This window comes from Paenibacillus polysaccharolyticus (assembly GCF_900102085.1).
Lineage (GTDB): Bacteria > Bacillota > Bacilli > Paenibacillales > Paenibacillaceae > Paenibacillus > Paenibacillus polysaccharolyticus.
Genome location: NZ_FMVM01000017.1, coordinates 25660 through 42191 on the forward strand (window position 1 = coordinate 25660; position 16532 = coordinate 42191).

16 protein-coding genes are annotated in these 16532 nt (G+C 46.8%); all 16 read right to left on the bottom strand.

All coding sequences use genetic code 11. From position 1 onward, the window contains the following. Window positions 1–104 precede the first annotated feature (104 nt). The 16 genes from dapA to rnpM all read right to left on the bottom strand — a co-directional run bounded on the left by dapA (window position 105) and on the right by rnpM (window position 16507). Window positions 105–983 (bottom strand): 4-hydroxy-tetrahydrodipicolinate synthase, encoded by an 879-nt coding sequence (dapA, locus tag BLQ13_RS21930; RefSeq protein ID WP_090923821.1) that lies wholly within the window; start codon window positions 981–983, stop codon window positions 105–107. Between the two features lie 47 nt (window positions 984–1030). Next, entirely contained in the window at window positions 1031–2248 is a 1218-nt protein-coding gene (gene dapG, locus BLQ13_RS21935) for an aspartate kinase (RefSeq protein ID WP_090923822.1), read from the bottom strand. 304 nt (window positions 2249–2552) lie between these two features. Further along, entirely contained in the window at window positions 2553–3149 is a 597-nt protein-coding gene (locus BLQ13_RS21940; protein WP_090923823.1) for a dipicolinate synthase subunit B, read from the bottom strand. Further along, window positions 3146–4045 (bottom strand): dipicolinate synthase subunit DpsA, encoded by a 900-nt coding sequence (gene dpsA, locus BLQ13_RS21945; RefSeq protein ID WP_090923824.1) that lies wholly within the window; start codon window positions 4043–4045, stop codon window positions 3146–3148. Before dpsA ends, BLQ13_RS21940 begins: the two co-directional genes overlap by 4 nt. 182 nt (window positions 4046–4227) lie before the next feature. Then, window positions 4228–4671 carry a dUTP diphosphatase gene (gene dut / locus BLQ13_RS21950; protein WP_090923825.1) on the bottom strand — a complete coding sequence of 148 codons (444 nt, stop codon included), beginning with the start codon at window positions 4669–4671 and terminating at the stop codon, window positions 4228–4230. Further along, window positions 4637–5917: a M16 family metallopeptidase gene (locus tag BLQ13_RS21955; RefSeq protein WP_090923826.1), complete on the bottom strand. Its 1281-nt coding sequence runs from the start codon at window positions 5915–5917 to the stop codon at window positions 4637–4639. Before BLQ13_RS21955 ends, dut begins: the two co-directional genes overlap by 35 nt. A gap of 102 nt (window positions 5918–6019) precedes the next feature. After that, window positions 6020–7015, bottom strand: coding sequence for a polysaccharide deacetylase family protein (locus BLQ13_RS21960; RefSeq protein WP_208606817.1), 996 nt, complete (start codon window positions 7013–7015; stop codon window positions 6020–6022). Window positions 7016–7195: 180 nt separating this feature from the next. Further along, window positions 7196–9298 (bottom strand): polyribonucleotide nucleotidyltransferase, encoded by a 2103-nt coding sequence (pnp, locus tag BLQ13_RS21965; RefSeq protein ID WP_090923827.1) that lies wholly within the window; start codon window positions 9296–9298, stop codon window positions 7196–7198. A 259-nt stretch (window positions 9299–9557) separates the two neighbouring features. Continuing rightward, a complete protein-coding gene (gene rpsO, locus BLQ13_RS21970) occupies window positions 9558–9827 on the bottom strand; it encodes a 30S ribosomal protein S15 (RefSeq protein ID WP_056700672.1) in 270 nt (89 codons plus the stop codon). Window positions 9828–9985: 158 nt separating this feature from the next. Next, window positions 9986–10924 carry a bifunctional riboflavin kinase/FAD synthetase gene (locus BLQ13_RS21975; protein ID WP_420848956.1) on the bottom strand — a complete coding sequence of 313 codons (939 nt, stop codon included), beginning with the start codon at window positions 10922–10924 and terminating at the stop codon, window positions 9986–9988. Window positions 10925–10993: 69 nt separating this feature from the next. Next, window positions 10994–11917, bottom strand: a complete 924-nt coding sequence (gene truB / locus BLQ13_RS21980) for a tRNA pseudouridine(55) synthase TruB (protein WP_090923829.1) — start codon at window positions 11915–11917, stop codon at window positions 10994–10996. Further along, a complete protein-coding gene (locus BLQ13_RS21985) occupies window positions 11911–12888 on the bottom strand; it encodes a DHH family phosphoesterase (protein ID WP_090923830.1) in 978 nt (325 codons plus the stop codon). The genes truB and BLQ13_RS21985 overlap by 7 nt, the downstream gene beginning before the upstream one ends. Before the next feature lie 19 nt (window positions 12889–12907). Beyond that, window positions 12908–13273, bottom strand: coding sequence for a 30S ribosome-binding factor RbfA (rbfA, locus tag BLQ13_RS21990; RefSeq protein WP_090923831.1), 366 nt, complete (start codon window positions 13271–13273; stop codon window positions 12908–12910). A gap of 25 nt (window positions 13274–13298) precedes the next feature. Next, complete coding sequence (infB, locus tag BLQ13_RS21995; protein WP_090923832.1) at window positions 13299–15884, bottom strand: translation initiation factor IF-2; 2586 nt, start codon at window positions 15882–15884, stop codon at window positions 13299–13301. Next, complete coding sequence (locus tag BLQ13_RS22000) at window positions 15877–16206, bottom strand: L7Ae/L30e/S12e/Gadd45 family ribosomal protein (protein ID WP_208606818.1); 330 nt, start codon at window positions 16204–16206, stop codon at window positions 15877–15879. Before BLQ13_RS22000 ends, infB begins: the two co-directional genes overlap by 8 nt. Continuing rightward, a complete protein-coding gene (rnpM, locus tag BLQ13_RS22005; protein WP_090923834.1) occupies window positions 16199–16507 on the bottom strand; it encodes an RNase P modulator RnpM in 309 nt (102 codons plus the stop codon). The genes BLQ13_RS22000 and rnpM overlap by 8 nt, the downstream gene beginning before the upstream one ends. Window positions 16508–16532: the final 25 nt, after the last annotated feature.

A 16532-nucleotide genomic window follows, 5' to 3' on the forward strand; every position in this document is an offset into this window, starting at 1 on the left:
CGTCAAAAAAAGAACCGCTGCCTCAACTTGAGAGGTGCGGTTCTTTCGTTAAACAAAGCGTTCATGCTTATCATTAATAAACGTCTAAAGAATCCAACTTTTATTTACAATTGAAGCAGATTTTTAATGTAATCCTGCTCCTCCGTAGTAGGCGGAATCAAAGGCAGACGTACTGAACCTACATCCAGTCCGCGTAAAGTTAATGCATATTTTACCGCTACCGGATTAGGCAAAGGCTGTGGGCACTCAAACAGCCCTTTGAAGAGCGGGAAGAGCTTCTGATGAATGCGTCTCGCCTGTAGAGGGTCGCCGCCATAAAAGGCATCGATCATATTTTTCATCTCCGCACCTACGACATGACTCGCCACGCTAACAATACCGTGAGCACCGACTGCAATAGCAGGCAGACCTGCTGCGTCATCCCCTGTATAGACTCTGAAATGGTCAGGCGCACCCGCTGCTATTAAAGTCACCTGCTCCATGGATGCACATTCCTTCGTTGCCACAATATTCGGGATTTGTGCCAGTCGCAATGTGGTTGCGGCAGACAGGTTTGCGACAGTACGTCCAGGTACATTGTACAGCATCACTGGTAACGTCGTTGCAGCAGCAATCGCTTCAAAATGTCTAAACATACCTTCTTGGCTCGGCTTGTTGTAGTACGGTACAACTAATAATACCCCGTCTACCCCGACACGTTCAGCTTCCTCTGTCAGATGGATAGAATGCGCTGTATTGTAGCTGCCCGTCCCGGCTATAATCTTGCACCTTCCAGCCGCATGTTTCACTGCAAATTCGAATAATTGAACTTTCTCTGTATCACTAAGTGTTGGCGACTCCCCTGTTGTACCAGAAATCACGAGAGTCTCCGACTTTTGATCAACGATCAGATAATCGATGAGACGTGCCGTTTCCTCCCAATGTATCTCTCCTTGTGCATTGAACGGAGTGACCATTGCTGTAATCAATCTTCCAAAGTCCAAATCGATTCCTCCCTCAAAACAAGTCTGGCTCCGCTAACATGGGTGAGTTACAAGTGAAGTTCGAATGAGGTATGAAGTGCCCTCAAGGCCTGAACCATATCTTCTTTTTTGACAAGCACCCAGATCGTAGTATTGGAATCCGCTGATTGCAAAATCTGAATGTCTGCGAGCGTCAGTGACTCCACAATGCGGGCCATAATTCCAGGCACACCGTTAATTCCTCCGCCAATAACAGATACTTTGGCACAGCCGGACAGACTTTGAGGCTTTAGACCGATCTCCTGCAATACGCGTATAGCCTTCTCTGAATCACTATCAAACACGGTATAGACGACTCCCGAGGGGGTAACATTAATAAAATCAACGCTAATTGAATTTTCAGCCATCGTTTTGAAAACTTTTAATTGCAGTCGATCCGTCCCACCAGGCACATCCACCGTAATTTGCGTAACATTGCTCACATAAGCAATACCGGTTACATAGCGGTCAATAATGCCTGTCTGTACATCCTGAAACCCTTCCGGATGGGTAACAAGCGTACCTTCTGTATCGGCAAAAGTAGATCTTACCCGCACGGGAATTTGCGATTGCATCGCAATCTCGACGGCACGCGGATGAATAACCTTTGCCCCATGATGAGCCATGTTACAGATTTCTGCATAGCTTACTACGGTTAGTGGACGAGCATCTTCAACAATCCGAGGGTCAGCCGTTAATATCCCGTTAACGTCCGTGTAGATGTCTACCATCTCAGCTCGTAGTGCTGCACCCAGAGCTGTAGCGGATGTATCACTACCTCCGCGTCCGAGTGTGGTAAAATCGCCTTTTTCCGTTTGTCCCTGGAATCCAGTTACAATGACAACACGACCAAGTTGAAGCTGTTCCAGCACACGAACAGGACGGACATCCAATATCCGGGCATTCCCGAAATTGTCGTCCGTCACAAAACCCGCTTGTGCGCCGGTCAGCACTGAAGTTGGAATGCCTTCATGTTCAAGCAAGCTGCTGAGCGTTGTTGCAGAAATAATTTCACCACAGCACAGCAGTAAATCTTTTTCCCGAGCAGATAGAGCATTTCCGTTCTGTGCAGCCCAGTCCAAAAGTGTATCCGTAGCATACGGCTCACCGCGGCGGCCCATAGCTGAAACCACAATAACGAGGTTAAAACCCGCTTCGAGCTCACGTTTAACATGCCGGAGCACATGCTCTCTCGCTTGCACTGTAGAGAGCGATGTACCTCCAAATTTTTGTACCATAATACGCATCTTTATTCCTCCATTTGTGTACGCAAGAAGACTGGACACGGGTCAAATCAACAAATGCATAACCCTTGGGAGCGTTCCGATGCGATAATCTCAGCAATGTATACGGCATGTATGACATGTATATCAAATACATCTCTCCTGCTTGCTGCATGAAGATCATATGCAAGCAGGAATGCCCTTATGAACAGGAACGTGTTTAGAGGTAGCTGTATAGACCAGCTATCGTCCCCCATGATTTTCTTTGTCTCTCGTACCCTTCTTCATTTCTCCAAGCGCATTGCCGTTATTGCCCTGAATGCCATCCTTAAGCCTGTGGAGCACGCTCCACAATCATCGGTTGCAATTGCTTTCCTTCTAGTGCACTCCAGCAAGCCTCCGGGATAAGTTCCATTTTGGCAACTAACGAGTTTGGTTTTTTCACTGGATCATCTTGACCAAACGGTACAAAATATACATATTTGGCCACTAATAATTTAGCTATATTTGCTGCATTCAAACCAAGTCCATCATTCGTCGATATCGCCAGCACAAGCGGACGCTGATTACGCATCTGCGCTTTTGCAGCCATAAGCACCGGACTATCCGTCATCGCGTTCGCCAGCTTGCTTGTGGTATTCCCCGTACATGGAGCAATGACCAGCACATCAAGCAGCTTAGAGGGCCCTAAAGGCTCCGCCTCAACAATTGTAGAGATGATATCATTACCCGTTATATCTTTCAATTGTTTTTGCCAATTCTGCGCTGTACCGAAACGTGTATCCGTCGTCAGTACCGAGTTCGAAATAATCGGAACGACATTCGCGCCTTCGGATACAAAGCGGCTAATGACTGGCATAACCTCTTCAAACGTACAATGAGACCCCGTAATCGCGTAACCTACCGTTTTACCCTGCCAGTTCATGATTTAACCTCCCGTGCGTTCTGTTCTTCCAAAAGCAAACGGATTAACGCGTCGGCAATAATGCCGCCAGCCGTTTTGGGAGCAACAATGCCGGGGAGGCCTGGTGCGAGCAGTGCCTTGATGCCACGTTTGTCGGCATATCTGAAATCGCAGCCGCCAGGGGCGGATGCAAGGTCAATAATAACCGCTTTTTGAGGCATTCTGGACAGGATTTGTGCTGTGATTATCATAGTCGGTATCGTATTAAAAAGCAAGTCAACTTCCCCGGTTTGAGCGGCCAAATCCGTTGTCATGAAAGGCTTCCAGCCCATGATTGTTGCTCTGGCAACATCCTCATTCCGCCGAATTCCCACTCGTACATTAGCTCCAAGTCCTTGCAATGTTTTGGCTAGCGTAAACCCTGTTCGACCGATGCCAAGCACGATGCATTCAGACCCGTGAATCGTAAAATCCGTTTCTTTAATTGCAATGGCGATGGCTCCCTCCGCTGTCGGAATAGAGTTGTATAGTGCAATATCATCACGATCAAGCACTTCCACAAGCCGAAGGCCATTCTCCTCGCAAAGTTCACGCAAAAACGGCTTTGCCATACCAGTAAATACGGTGCAATGCTCCGGCAGGGCGGCCATATGTTCCTTTTTCAGAACAATCGGTTCACCACTAAACGAAGAGCTCACTTTTCCTTGATCATCACAGCTCACAACAGGCAGTACCAGTACATCTGCAGAAGCAAATACTTCATCCTTGAGTTCGCGGTGCTCAATGCCCGGAATCACTTGCTCCAGTTGATCGAAGCCTACTACACTTACCGTCGCATCGAGCTCGGCGCATTTTTGAATGACTTCAAGTTGCCTTGCATCTCCGCCAAGAACGACTATCCGGACTCCGGTCAGCATCGGGACGTCACTCCTTTCACCACATGTATGCCTTATCGTATGCAGTGGCCTACAGGGGGGTGAAACAATAAAAGAATGAAATCCTTGTTCAACATAAAAAGCCGCCCTGTAAAGGACGGCTGGGATACACAATATTATTATAGTTATCCAACTATATATTTGTAAAAAAGAAATCGGTATTGTTATTTACCTGTGTGCCCGAATCCGCCTTCGCCCCGCACGGTCTCCGAAAGTTCAGCCACTTCCGTCAATTCGATGGCAGGCACCGTCTGAAACACGATTTGAGCAATCCGTTCCCCACGCACAATCGTAAATGGCTCCTGACCCAAATTAATGAGCAACACCTTCACCTCACCACGATAATCCGCATCAATGGTTCCCGGTGTATTCAGGCAAGTAATCCCGTGTTTGAAAGCAAGTCCGCTACGTGGACGAATTTGAGCTTCCAGCCCAGCAGGCATCGCCATCGCAAGACCAGTCGGAATCAATGTACGCTGCCCCGGCTCTAGCACAACTTCTTCTTCCAAAGCCGCCACCACATCAAAGCCAGCAGCCAGCTCGGACATCTTTTGCGGCAGTTTAATATCTTCGTTACCCGGTAATTTCTTTATTTGAACGTAATGCAACCAAATCATCCCTTCTAAGTCCAGCAATCGTCTTGTCTGAAGCTCCTACCATCGCGAGCGCAAACGGCTCTGCAAACATCAGATCAAGCACAGCATCAATGTCTTTCATCGTGACTTGCTCAATCTTGGCAATCATCTCATCAAGCGTATGATGTCTGCCAAGCATCAATTCATTTTTTCCCAGTCGGTTCATACGGCTGCCCGTGCTCTCCAGACTCAGGATCAGACTACCTTTCAACTGCTCCTTGCCTTTACGCAGTTCATCTTCGGATAATCCATTTACAGCCAGATCACGTAACACTTCTTTGGTTAGATCCAGTACTTCTTTGGTCTGTTTCGGCGCTGTACCCGCATAGATCGTGAATAGTCCGCTGTCCGCATGAGAGCTATGATAAGAATAAACGGAGTAAGCGAGCCCTCGCTTTTCACGGATTTCCTGGAACAATCTGGAGCTCATACCGCCGCCAATCGCATTGTTAAGAACAACCATCGCAAATTGTAGCGGGTCTCCGATTTTGCAACCTGGAAACGAAATACAGATATGATTCTGCTCCGTTTTCTTTTTGTGGAAGAGCTGACCGCTTTGAAAAGCCGGAATGTTTACTTCCTCGGTTACACCGTTAACATCAAACGCACCAAAGTGTTTCTCCATTAGATCAATCACGCTATCGTCAATGTTACCCGCAATACTGATCACGGTATTCTCGATGGTGTAATGTTCCTTCATATATGCACGTAAATGACTGGAATCCATCGCTTTAAGACGTTCTTCAGTTCCCAGGATTGGATATGCCAGCGGATGCTCTCCATATGCAGCGAGCGCCATTAAATCGTGAACCATGTCGTCAGGCGTATCCTCGTACATTGAGATTTCTTCCAAAATTACGTTTTTCTCTTTGACCAGTTCACCGTCGTCCATTTTGGAGCGGAAGAACATATCGGACAACACATCCACCGCAATAGGCAGATGCTCATCCAGCACTTTTGCATAGTAGCAGGTATATTCCTTGGAGGTAAATGCATTTACGTTACCGCCGATCGCATCAAACTGCTCCGCAATCGCCTTCGCATCAAACCGATCCGTCCCCTTAAAAAGCATATGTTCAATAAAATGGGATACCCCGTTATTTTCTGTTCGCTCATTACGCGAACCTGTTTTGACCCAGATTCCAAATGACACGGAACGACAGGTCGGGATTTGTTCCATCACAACTCTGAGGCCATTGCCCAGCTGAATTTTTTTCACGGTTGGCCCTCCTACATCTCTATAATTGCCCTGATTTCAATAATGATGAAATTGAAATCGACATTTGGTTCCAACTTTTTGATATTAACAAAAAAACGGCGTTCACTCAACCGTATGGCCTTGCACCCGTTCAGAAGACAACGTTTCACTTACAGTTCCTAACGACAGTCCTTTAGCATGGATGGAATCGATCATACCTTTCAGTGCTCCTGCGGAGGATGCGGTTGGATGCATGAGAATTAACGATCCGGCCTCGGTTTTATTGGCAATTTTGGCTATGACAGAGTCTGGGCTGGGTTTGCGCCAGTCCACTGTATCTACCGTCCACAAGACGGTTCTTAGCCCCATAGATGCCGCGATATCCACCGTTTTTTGATTAAAATCACCCGAAGGCGGAGCGAACCAACGATTCTCCACTCCAAGGGTTTGTTGCAACAGATCCTGGGTTTTGCTAATTTCTAATCGGGCTCGCTCTGCACTCAAACGACTCATGTCGGGATGTGAATATGCATGGTTGGAAAGCTCATGTCCACGCTTCTGAATTTCCTTGGCGAGTTCTGCATTTTTGCTCAGCCAACTTCCATCCAGAAAAAATGTAGCCTTCACCTTCTCCGCGTCAAGCGTGTCCAACATTGGAACAAGGAATTCATTGCCCCAAGCGACATTAATCATAAAAGAAACCATGGGTTTACTCTCATTGCCTCGATAAATCGGATGTGCCCCCAGGTCTTTTAACTGAATTTCCGGCTGGGTCTGGCGATAGACATATGGAATTTTAGTATTCAGCGTGCCACCCAGCGCCTTGCGATACGTAGCTTCTACGTCGATCTCCAGGCCGTTATAACCCGGGATCGCTTTCCATACTCGATCAACTCTCGCATTCACCGGTGCAATTCGAGTTTCAGCTGCCTTATCTTTGATCGCAGATAACAATGACTCTTCTCCGGTCGCTTCCTTAAACATGTCAAAAGCATTCTGAGTTCCCGGACCATCACGGATCTCCGTAATGTATGTACGTACACTGTCCACTTGTCCGATTAGCATGACCGCCGCCACACCCGCAAGAACAACCGCCAGTTTTTTGGATTGGTTTCTCACAGCTCCATCCTCCTGCCGTCTTTGTCCCCATCATATGAGGACAAGGACAGGAATATGAATAAAAACTGCAATCTTATGAATGGAACGTATTTTTGTTTAAACGTTAAAAAAAGAGCCAGAAATTCACATTCTGTCTCTTCATTCAATCATGCTTATGTTATTCAAACCAACGTCAGCAACCTAGGATTGCGCAGGAGCTTCTGCTGTTAGTACTGCTTTACGAGACAAGTTGATTCGACCTTGCGGATCAATCTCGGTTACTTTTACAGTAATAGAATCACCAATCGCCACAACATCTTCTACTTTCGCTACACGCTCAGTAGACAATTGGGAGATGTGAACCAGACCTTCTTTGTTTGGCAACACTTCAACGAATGCACCGAATTTCTCAACGCGTTTTACTTTGCCGACATAGATTTCGCCAACAAGTACTTCGCGTACAATGCCTTCGATGATCGCTTTGGCTTTATCATTCATCTCCTGATTGGAAGAAGCGATAAAGACACGTCCATCCTGCTCGATATCAATTTTAACACCGGTTTCTTCGATGATTTTATTGATGATTTTACCACCAGCGCCGATGACATCACGGATTTTGTCCGGATTGATATGCATAGTCGTAATTTTAGGCGCATATTGGGACAATTGCTCACGAGGTGTTTTCATCACTTCGGTCATTTTACCCAAAATGTGCATACGTCCCTCTTTGGCTTGAGCTAGCGCTTCGGACAGGATTTGACGATCGATTCCATCAATTTTAATATCCATTTGAATCGCTGTTACGCCTTCAGGTGTTCCTGCTACTTTGAAGTCCATATCGCCCAGATGATCTTCCATACCTTGAATATCACTCAGGATAGATACATGGTCTCCGTCTTTGATCAGACCCATCGCCACACCAGCTACCGGTGCTTTGATTGGTACACCTGCGTCCATCATGGCAAGTGTACTTGCACAGATACTTGCTTGGGACGTAGAACCGTTGGATTCCAATACTTCAGATACCAAACGAATCGTGTATGGGAAGTCCGTTTCAGAAGGAATAACCTTAGACAATGCACGCTCACCAAGGGCACCATGTCCGATTTCACGACGTCCTGGCGCACGAAGCGGACGAGCTTCACCTACGCTGAACGGCGGGAAGTTATAGTGATGCATGAAACGTTTCGTTTCTTCCAAACTGATGCCATCCAGAATTTGAACGTCACCCAGTGCACCTAGTGTACAGATGCTCAGTGCTTGCGTTTGTCCACGTGTGAACAGACCTGAACCATGTGTACGCGGAAGCAGTGAAGTATCACATTCAATTGCACGAATTTCAGCAAGGCCGCGTCCATCCGGACGTACTTTATCGTGAGTGATCAGACGGCGCACTTCTTCTTTGACGATATCGTGCAGCACTTCTTTCACATCTTTTAACAATTCAGGTGATTCAATGTATTTCTCTTCAAAATGAGCAACAGTTTCGTCATTCACGACATCAATCGCATCTTGACGGGCATGTTTCTCAGCAATTTTAACAGCTTCCACCAAACGTGCACTTGCAAACTCACGCACGCTGCTGTTCACTTCTGCATTAACGGCATGCAGTTTCACTTCCATTTTTTCTTTACCAGCTACTTGTACAAGCTGCTCAATCACCGTTACGATGTTTTTGATCTCGTCATGTCCGAACATGATTGCTTCAAGCATCACTTCTTCTGGTAACTCGTTCGCTTCGGCTTCAACCATCATGATCGCATCTCTAGTTCCTGCAACCACGAGTTCAAGTTCGCTGACTTCAAGCTGTGCAATTGTTGGGTTAATGATGAACTCTCCATCAATACGGCCCACCTTCACACCGCCAATTGGCCCACTGAAAGGTACATCGGAAATGCTCAGTGCTGCTGAAGTACCAATCATTGCTGCGATTTGTGGTTCACAATCCTGATCCACGCTCATAACAATATTCAGAACTTGTACATCGTTACGGAAACCTTCCGGGAACAATGGACGAATCGGACGGTCTGTCAGACGACTTGCCAGAATTGCTTTCTCGGATGGTCTACCTTCACGCTTGATAAATCCACCTGGGATTTTACCAACAGCGTACAATCTTTCCTCATAGTTCACCGTTAGTGGGAAAAAGTCCAAATCTTTCGGCTCACTGGATGCTGTCACGGTACACAATACGACGGTATCCCCGTATGTTACCTTTACGGCAGCATTTGCCTGCTTGGCCAAACGCCCGGTTTCAAGCGTAAGCTTTCTTCCACCAAGCTGCATTTCAACACGCTGTTCCATGAAATCCCTCCTTTAATTCGTTCCTATCACAATGGATTCTGCATATTCACAGTATTTCCTGCTTGTCCAGCATTCATTAACTATAGTTGGACAGGCCGGAGACTGACTTGCAAAACAAAAGCTCCTTGCGGAGCCCTCAGCTACAAATATATGGCAACATGTTCATCTACAAAACAACCCGGCTGTAAGCTCCGCTTGTCCTTTTAGACAAAAGAAAAGCGGATAACAGCCAGGTTGATTTTGAAAACATGTACGATAATTAACGACGCAATCCGAGTTTTTCGATCAGTGCGCTGTAACGTTTAACATCTTTGTTTTTCACGTAAGCCAAAAGCTTACGACGTTGACCTACCATTTTCAAAAGTCCACGACGTGAGTGGTGGTCTTTCTTATGCGTACGCAAGTGGTCTGTCAAACTTCTGATGTTTTCCGTAAGGATAGCAACTTGCACCTCAGGTGATCCAGTATCGGACTCATGAGTTTTGTGCTCGTCGATCAGTTGTTGTTTACGTTCTTGAGTCAATGCCATCCTATTCACCTCCTTCATTATAATCGCCATTAGCCTCGTCACCGCCGGTGAGAGCGTGTAACCAAGCTAAGGTTAATGTTGCCTCATTCGACAACGTAGTACATTATACCATACTTGCCCGGACAAAGTAAATGTAAACATCCATTTTATTAAAGTTTTTAGGACAGTAAGCGAGCTGCGGTCAGTGCATCTTCACGGATCTGAGCAATCAGAGCATCGATGGAATCGAATTTTCGTTCATTTCGAATGTAATGCACCAGTTCTACTTTCAGTTCCTGATCATAGATTTGGCCGTCAAAATTGAGCAGATGTACTTCGTACGTCGGTCTCATTCCATTCTCGTGAAAGGTAGGTTTGACACCAAGGTTCATCACACCTGTCAATTCTTGATCGCCAACGTTTACTCGTACAGCATATACACCTTTGGCTGGTGTAACATAGTGATCGGTAAGTTCGAGATTGGCGGTAGGAAAACCGATGGTCCGTCCCCTTTTCTCTCCGTGAATCACAGTACCTCTGACACTATAAGGACGTCCAAGCCACTGGCTTGCCTCATCCATCTCACCACGCTTCAACAGAGCACGGATCAGCGAGCTACTTACTTTCTCCCCGCCCAGCAAAAACGGAGGCACGGTCTCTACTGTCATTTCTCCATCCCCGAGCGCACGAAGCATTTGTTCATCCCCAGCACCTTTGTGCCCGAACCGGAAATCAAATCCAACAACCGCTGTACGCGTTTGGAGAGGAAGCAACAGTTCATGAACGAATTGCTCTGGCGAGAGCTGTGAAAATGATTCATTGAACTCAACAACATAGAGTATGTCTACGCCCATGCCAGCCAAAATTTCTTCTTTGTCTCTGAGAGGCGTCAGATAACCCTCGTAATCCCCTTTGCGCATAACTTCCTTCGGGTGTGGGTGGAAGGTCATGACGGCCGCCTTCATATCCGATTCCCTAGCGATGCGAACAGCGGATAGAATGACGCTTGCATGTCCGAGATGCAACCCGTCAAATTGACCGATAGCCAGCACTTGGGGATGTGTACTCAGTTCCGCCGATTGCAATGTTTGCGGATAGGTTAGCATTACGGTTTTCACAATCATTCACCTGCATTTCACTTGATAGGCCAAGCTTGAACCTCGTCATCACGCCAAGCCATTGCCTCTTTATTCCGGTAAGAAGACTTTAACAGCCCTCACGGTTGGTTTCGATTCATCCCGTTCAAAAATACCTAGAAACGTTCCATCTTGAGCGTATAGACGGAGTAGCCCTGGCTTCTCCACAGGTGGCTCCAGTAAACGTGCTGACAGCTTTTGGCCCTGTAGAGCGCCCTTTGTCTGTTCTTCTCCAACTTTATGGGCTGGAATGGAAGAGATCGCTTCATCTACGGAAATCAATGCTTCAGAGAGAGTCCCTTCGTTCATACGCTGTTCCACGTCTTCGATACGAAGACAATGATCTGCCGAGATACCAGCAGATATGGTGCGCTCCAGCTTAATCATGGTGGAAGGGAAACCAAGTTCACGACCGATGTCTACACATAATGTGCGAATATACGTCCCTTTTGAGCACAAGGCACGGAACGATATATCCGTTGTGCCATCATGGGTTTCGATCCCGATAAGCTCAAGCTCGTAGATGGTGACTTCACGACTCTTGCGTTCTACAGTCTTACCCTCGCGGGCAAGCTGATATAGCCGTTTTCCGTCGACCTTTACTGCTGAATACATCGGCGGAACCTGCGAAATGGTACCCAGAAACTTCTGTAATACCTCTTCCACCTGATCCTGAGTTACTTCTACAGGCGATTCCGAACGTTCAATAACTTCCCCCGTCAGATCCTCGGTGTCTGTAGCAAGGCCCAACCTTAGTGTCGCCAGATATTCCTTCGGAAGTTCTTGCATATACTCCACCACCCGTGTCGCTCGTCCAAGGCATAACGGAAGAACTCCGGTTACCTGCGGATCGAGCGTGCCCGTGTGACCGATGCGCTTCATTTTCAAAATCCGACGCATTTTGGCTACAACATCATGGGAAGTGAATCCCGCTGGTTTGTATACCGGGAGAATACCTTCAAACGGTTTTACCATTGTGTATTCACCTGCTTCAACACTTTTTCCACGCTTTCTTCGACTTTGCCTTCCAGTCGGCATCCAGCTGCGAGAACATGTCCGCCGCCACCAAAAGTTTGTGCCAGTGCTGCAACATCTATTTTACCGGCAGAACGCAAGGAAGCTTTAACAGCATTATCGTTGATCACTTTGAAAAAGATGCCCACTTCTACTCCACGAATGTTACGGGTATAGTTGACGATCCCTTCCAAATCTTCGTTGGCTGCTCCACACTCCTGCATATCTTCTGGTGTAATAACAACCCAGGCAACTCTACCGTCTTCTGACATTTGCAAAGAGGACAGTGCCTTGTTCAAGATGCGGATCTGCGGGAGCGTCACCTCTTCGAGTAGCGTTTGTGCCAAATAAGGCCCATCTACACCATGCTCCAGTAAGCGGGAAGCAACAGTCATCACATTGGGACTTGTATTCGCATAACGGAATCCACCCGTATCTGTTAGCAAGCCTGTATATACTGCCGTAGCTATATCCTTATCCCATGTAATGTCAAAGAGTTGTAGCAATTCAAACAAAATTTCGGCCGTTGCTGCTGCATCGGATTTTATAATGTTCACTGAACCATATCCGTTATTCGTAGGATGATGATCGATATTCAAAATAATGGCGTCTTCTTCAAAATATTGACGGGTAAGCCCCACTCTTGCAAAGTCAGCGCAATCAACACAAATGATTGCTTTAAACTTACGCTCCGGGGGTTGTTCGGTCATGTTCACAATGGCATCCGCATGATACAGAAAACGCATGCGTGATGGGATTTCGCCCTCATTAATCATTGTGAATGTTTTTCCCAGACATGACAGCAGCCAGCCCATCGTTACCGTCGAGCTGACTGCGTCACCGTCCGGCTGTACATGCGACACGACCAGGTAATCGTCATGCTCCAGCAAGAATTGTTTTCCTGCCTGGAGCGCCTGTTCATAAGTGTGCATTGCCGTCTCCTCTATTCTGTTACTGGGATTCGTTTTTGTCGTTGTCAGAACCAATATCGCCAAGCAGCTTTTCAATTCGGCTACCATATGCAATTGATTCGTCAATCTTGAATATCAACTCGGGAACATGACGGAACCGGATACGTTTGCCCAGCTCCGTGCGCAAAAAGCCGTTTGCTTTTGCAAGTGCTTTAAGCGAGTTATCCTTTTGCTCCTGTTCACCGAAGACACTCAGATAAACTTTGGCTTGCGACAAGTCGCCAGTTACTTCAACTCCTGTCACGGTAATAAAACCGATGCGTGGATCTTTCAGTTCTGACTGGATGAGCAGACTCAGTTCTTTCTTGATCTGCTCGCCCACTCTACCTGTACGAATCTTAGCCATTGTTGTTCACCTCAAACTTCCTTGCTTATCGTTGTACGGTCTCCATGATGAAGGCTTCAATTACATCGCCTTCCTTGAGATCGTTGTATTTATCCAATGTGATACCACACTCGTAACCTTGAGCCACTTCTTTGGCATCATCTTTAAAGCGTTTCAGGGAATCCAGCTTACCTTCGTAAAGGACAATACCATCACGAATCAGACGAGCTTCCGCAGAACGTGTGATTTTGCCAGAGGTAACCATACAACCCGCAATGGTACCCACTTTACTGATGGAGAAGGTATTACGTACTTCAGCATGGCCAATCACTTTTTCTTTGTAGATCGGATCAAGCATACCTTTCATTGCTTGTTCAATCTCTTCGATAACACTGTAGATGACGCGGTGCAGACGAATGTCTACTTGCTCTTGATCCGCAGTAATTTTGGCTTGGTTTTCAGGACGAACGTTGAAACCGATCACGATGGCATTGGAAGCTGCAGCCAAAATGATGTCGGATTCCGTGATCGCACCAGCACCGCTGTGAATGATCTTCACGCGTACACCTTCAACCTCGATTTTCGCAAGGGAACCTTTCAATGCTTCAACCGAACCTTGTACGTCACCTTTAATGATCACGTTCAAATCTTTGATCTCACCATCTTTGATGTGTTGGAACAGATCATCCAGAGTTACACGTGTGTTCGTACCCAGATCGGATTCACGTTGCGTAATCGCACGTTTGTCAGCGATGGAACGAGCTTTACGCTCATCTTCGAACACCATGAACGGATCTCCTGCTCCTGGCACTTCAGTCAAACCTGTAATTTCTACCGGTGTAGATGGTCCTGCTTCTTTCAAACGGCGGCCTTTATCATTGACCATTGCACGTACACGACCAAAACAGTTACCCGCTACGAACGCATCTCCGACTTTCAGTGTACCATGCTGTACAAGGATACGTGCAACTGGTCCACGTCCTTTATCAAGCTCAGCCTCAATAACCGTACCCCGGGCACGTTTATCCGGATTTGCTTTGTATTCATTTACTTCTGCAACGAGCAGAATCATTTCAAGTAAACCTTCCAGACCCATTCTTTGTTTCGCAGATACGTTTACAAAGATCGTATCTCCGCCCCACTCTTCCGGAACGAGTTCATAGTTGGTCAGTTCCTGTTTTACTTTGTCAGGATCAGCGCCCGGCTTATCAATTTTGTTAACCGCTACGATGATTGGCAAACCTGCCGCTTTCGCGTGGTTAATCGCCTCAACCGTTTGTGGCATAACACCGTCATCGGCAGCGACTACAATAATCGTCATATCTGTAACTTGTGCTCCACGCGCACGCATTGCTGTAAATGCTTCGTGACCCGGAGTATCCAGGAACGTGATTTTCTTGTGGTTAATTTCAACTTGATATGCACCGATATGTTGCGTGATTCCGCCCGCTTCGCCGCCAGTTACATTCGTAGAACGAATGGCATCCAGCAATGTTGTTTTACCATGGTCAACGTGACCCATAATCGTTACAACTGGAGGACGGGATTGAAGGTCAGCAGGATCATCATTCTCTTCAACGGTTTCAAAACGATCGTCTTCAAGCACAATTTTCACTTCAACTTCAACACCGAATTCACCTGCAAGGAGGAGAATAGTATCGATATCAAGTTCTTGGTTAATGGTTGCCATAACACCCATACCAATCAGCTTTTTAATAACTTCAGAAGCATCCTTGTGAAGAAGTTTCGCTGTTTCACCAACCGTCATATCACCACGAACGATGATTTTCTTCGGTGTGTTATCGATTTTCTCACGTTGCACATACTGTTGCTGGTTTCTGTTACGGTTGTTCTTGCCACCACGGTTATTACGGAAGTTGCCGCCACGGTTATCGTCGAAACGACGTCCGCCACCGCCACCACTATTGGAACGGTTACCGCTGTTATTATTACCGGAATTGCCTTGACCACCTCTGCGCTGGCCACCTTGTCCCTGACCTTGGCCTTGGCCACCAGTACGGTTAGCATTATTGCCAGAGTTACTACCGGTGTTCGGTCCTGTAGTTCTGCCTGGACCACCGCTATTGTTCGGACGTTGTCCGGACCCTTGCGGGCGGGAAGCCGTGTTTCCTTGACCGCTTGAAGATGGTCTTGGACGATTTCCTGTTTGTCCTCCTTGGCTTGAACCTTGGGAAGAAGAATTTGTTCTGTTACGGCTGTCTTGGCCGCTTGGTCTCTGAGTGCCATTGTTATTGTTGGAATTTGGTCTATTGTTCATACCTACCTGCTTTTCCTGTTGTATTTTTGTTTGTACGGGACTACCGGCTGTTGTGCTGTTATTCGGCGTGTTCACTCCGCCGCCCGGCTTGTTGCTGTCCACTGGTTTGTCACTGCGTACAGCCGAAGTCGCAACTGACTTGGCTTCGCCACCTTGTTTCGAAGCGGCAGTGGATTTTATATCTTTAAAAAATTGTTCCACTTTACCGACTGAACCATTCTCCATCACACTCATATGATTGTTAACGGGAATATCCAGCTTTTTAAGAATGGTTATAATTTCTTTACTGCTCATGTTAAGGGACTTCGCATATTCATAAACTCGCAATTTTTCCTTGTTTTCCTGTTTACTCAATATACTCCACCTCCGACATTATACCGACTTGCTTGGAGATCATTTTTGCAAACCCAAGGTCTGTTACTGCAAGAACCACCCGCGTGTCTTTACCGATACTTGACCCAATACGGTCACGATCCAATCCGATAAGAAGCGGAACCTTGTAAGTAGCACATTTGTCGCGAAATTTCTTTTGTGTATTCCCCGAGGCGTCGCCTGCAACTATAACCATCTTGGCTTCACCCGAACGGATCGCCTTGTGCACAATCTCATCACCTGTGAGCAGTTTACCAGCGCGCATGGATAGACCGAGGTAAGACAACACTTTCGTATCACTCATCCTCTTCACGCTCCTGTGCAGCAATGAATTCATCCTCAACTGCAACGAAATCGGCAGCGAGTTGTTCATAGATTTCTGGTGAAACTTTACTTTTCAGTGCACGATCAAGCGCACGATTTTTAAGTGCAAGCTTGAAACAAGACTCTTTGCCACACAGATATGCGCCTCGTCCGGACTTTTTCCCGGTCAAATCGATCAGTACTTCGTCCTCAGGCGTTTTAACGATGCGAATCAGTTGTTTTTTGGGCATCATTTCTTGACATGCCACACATTTGCGCAGCGGCACTTTTTTAGGTTTCATACGTCAGCGCCCCCTCCGTGCTTTC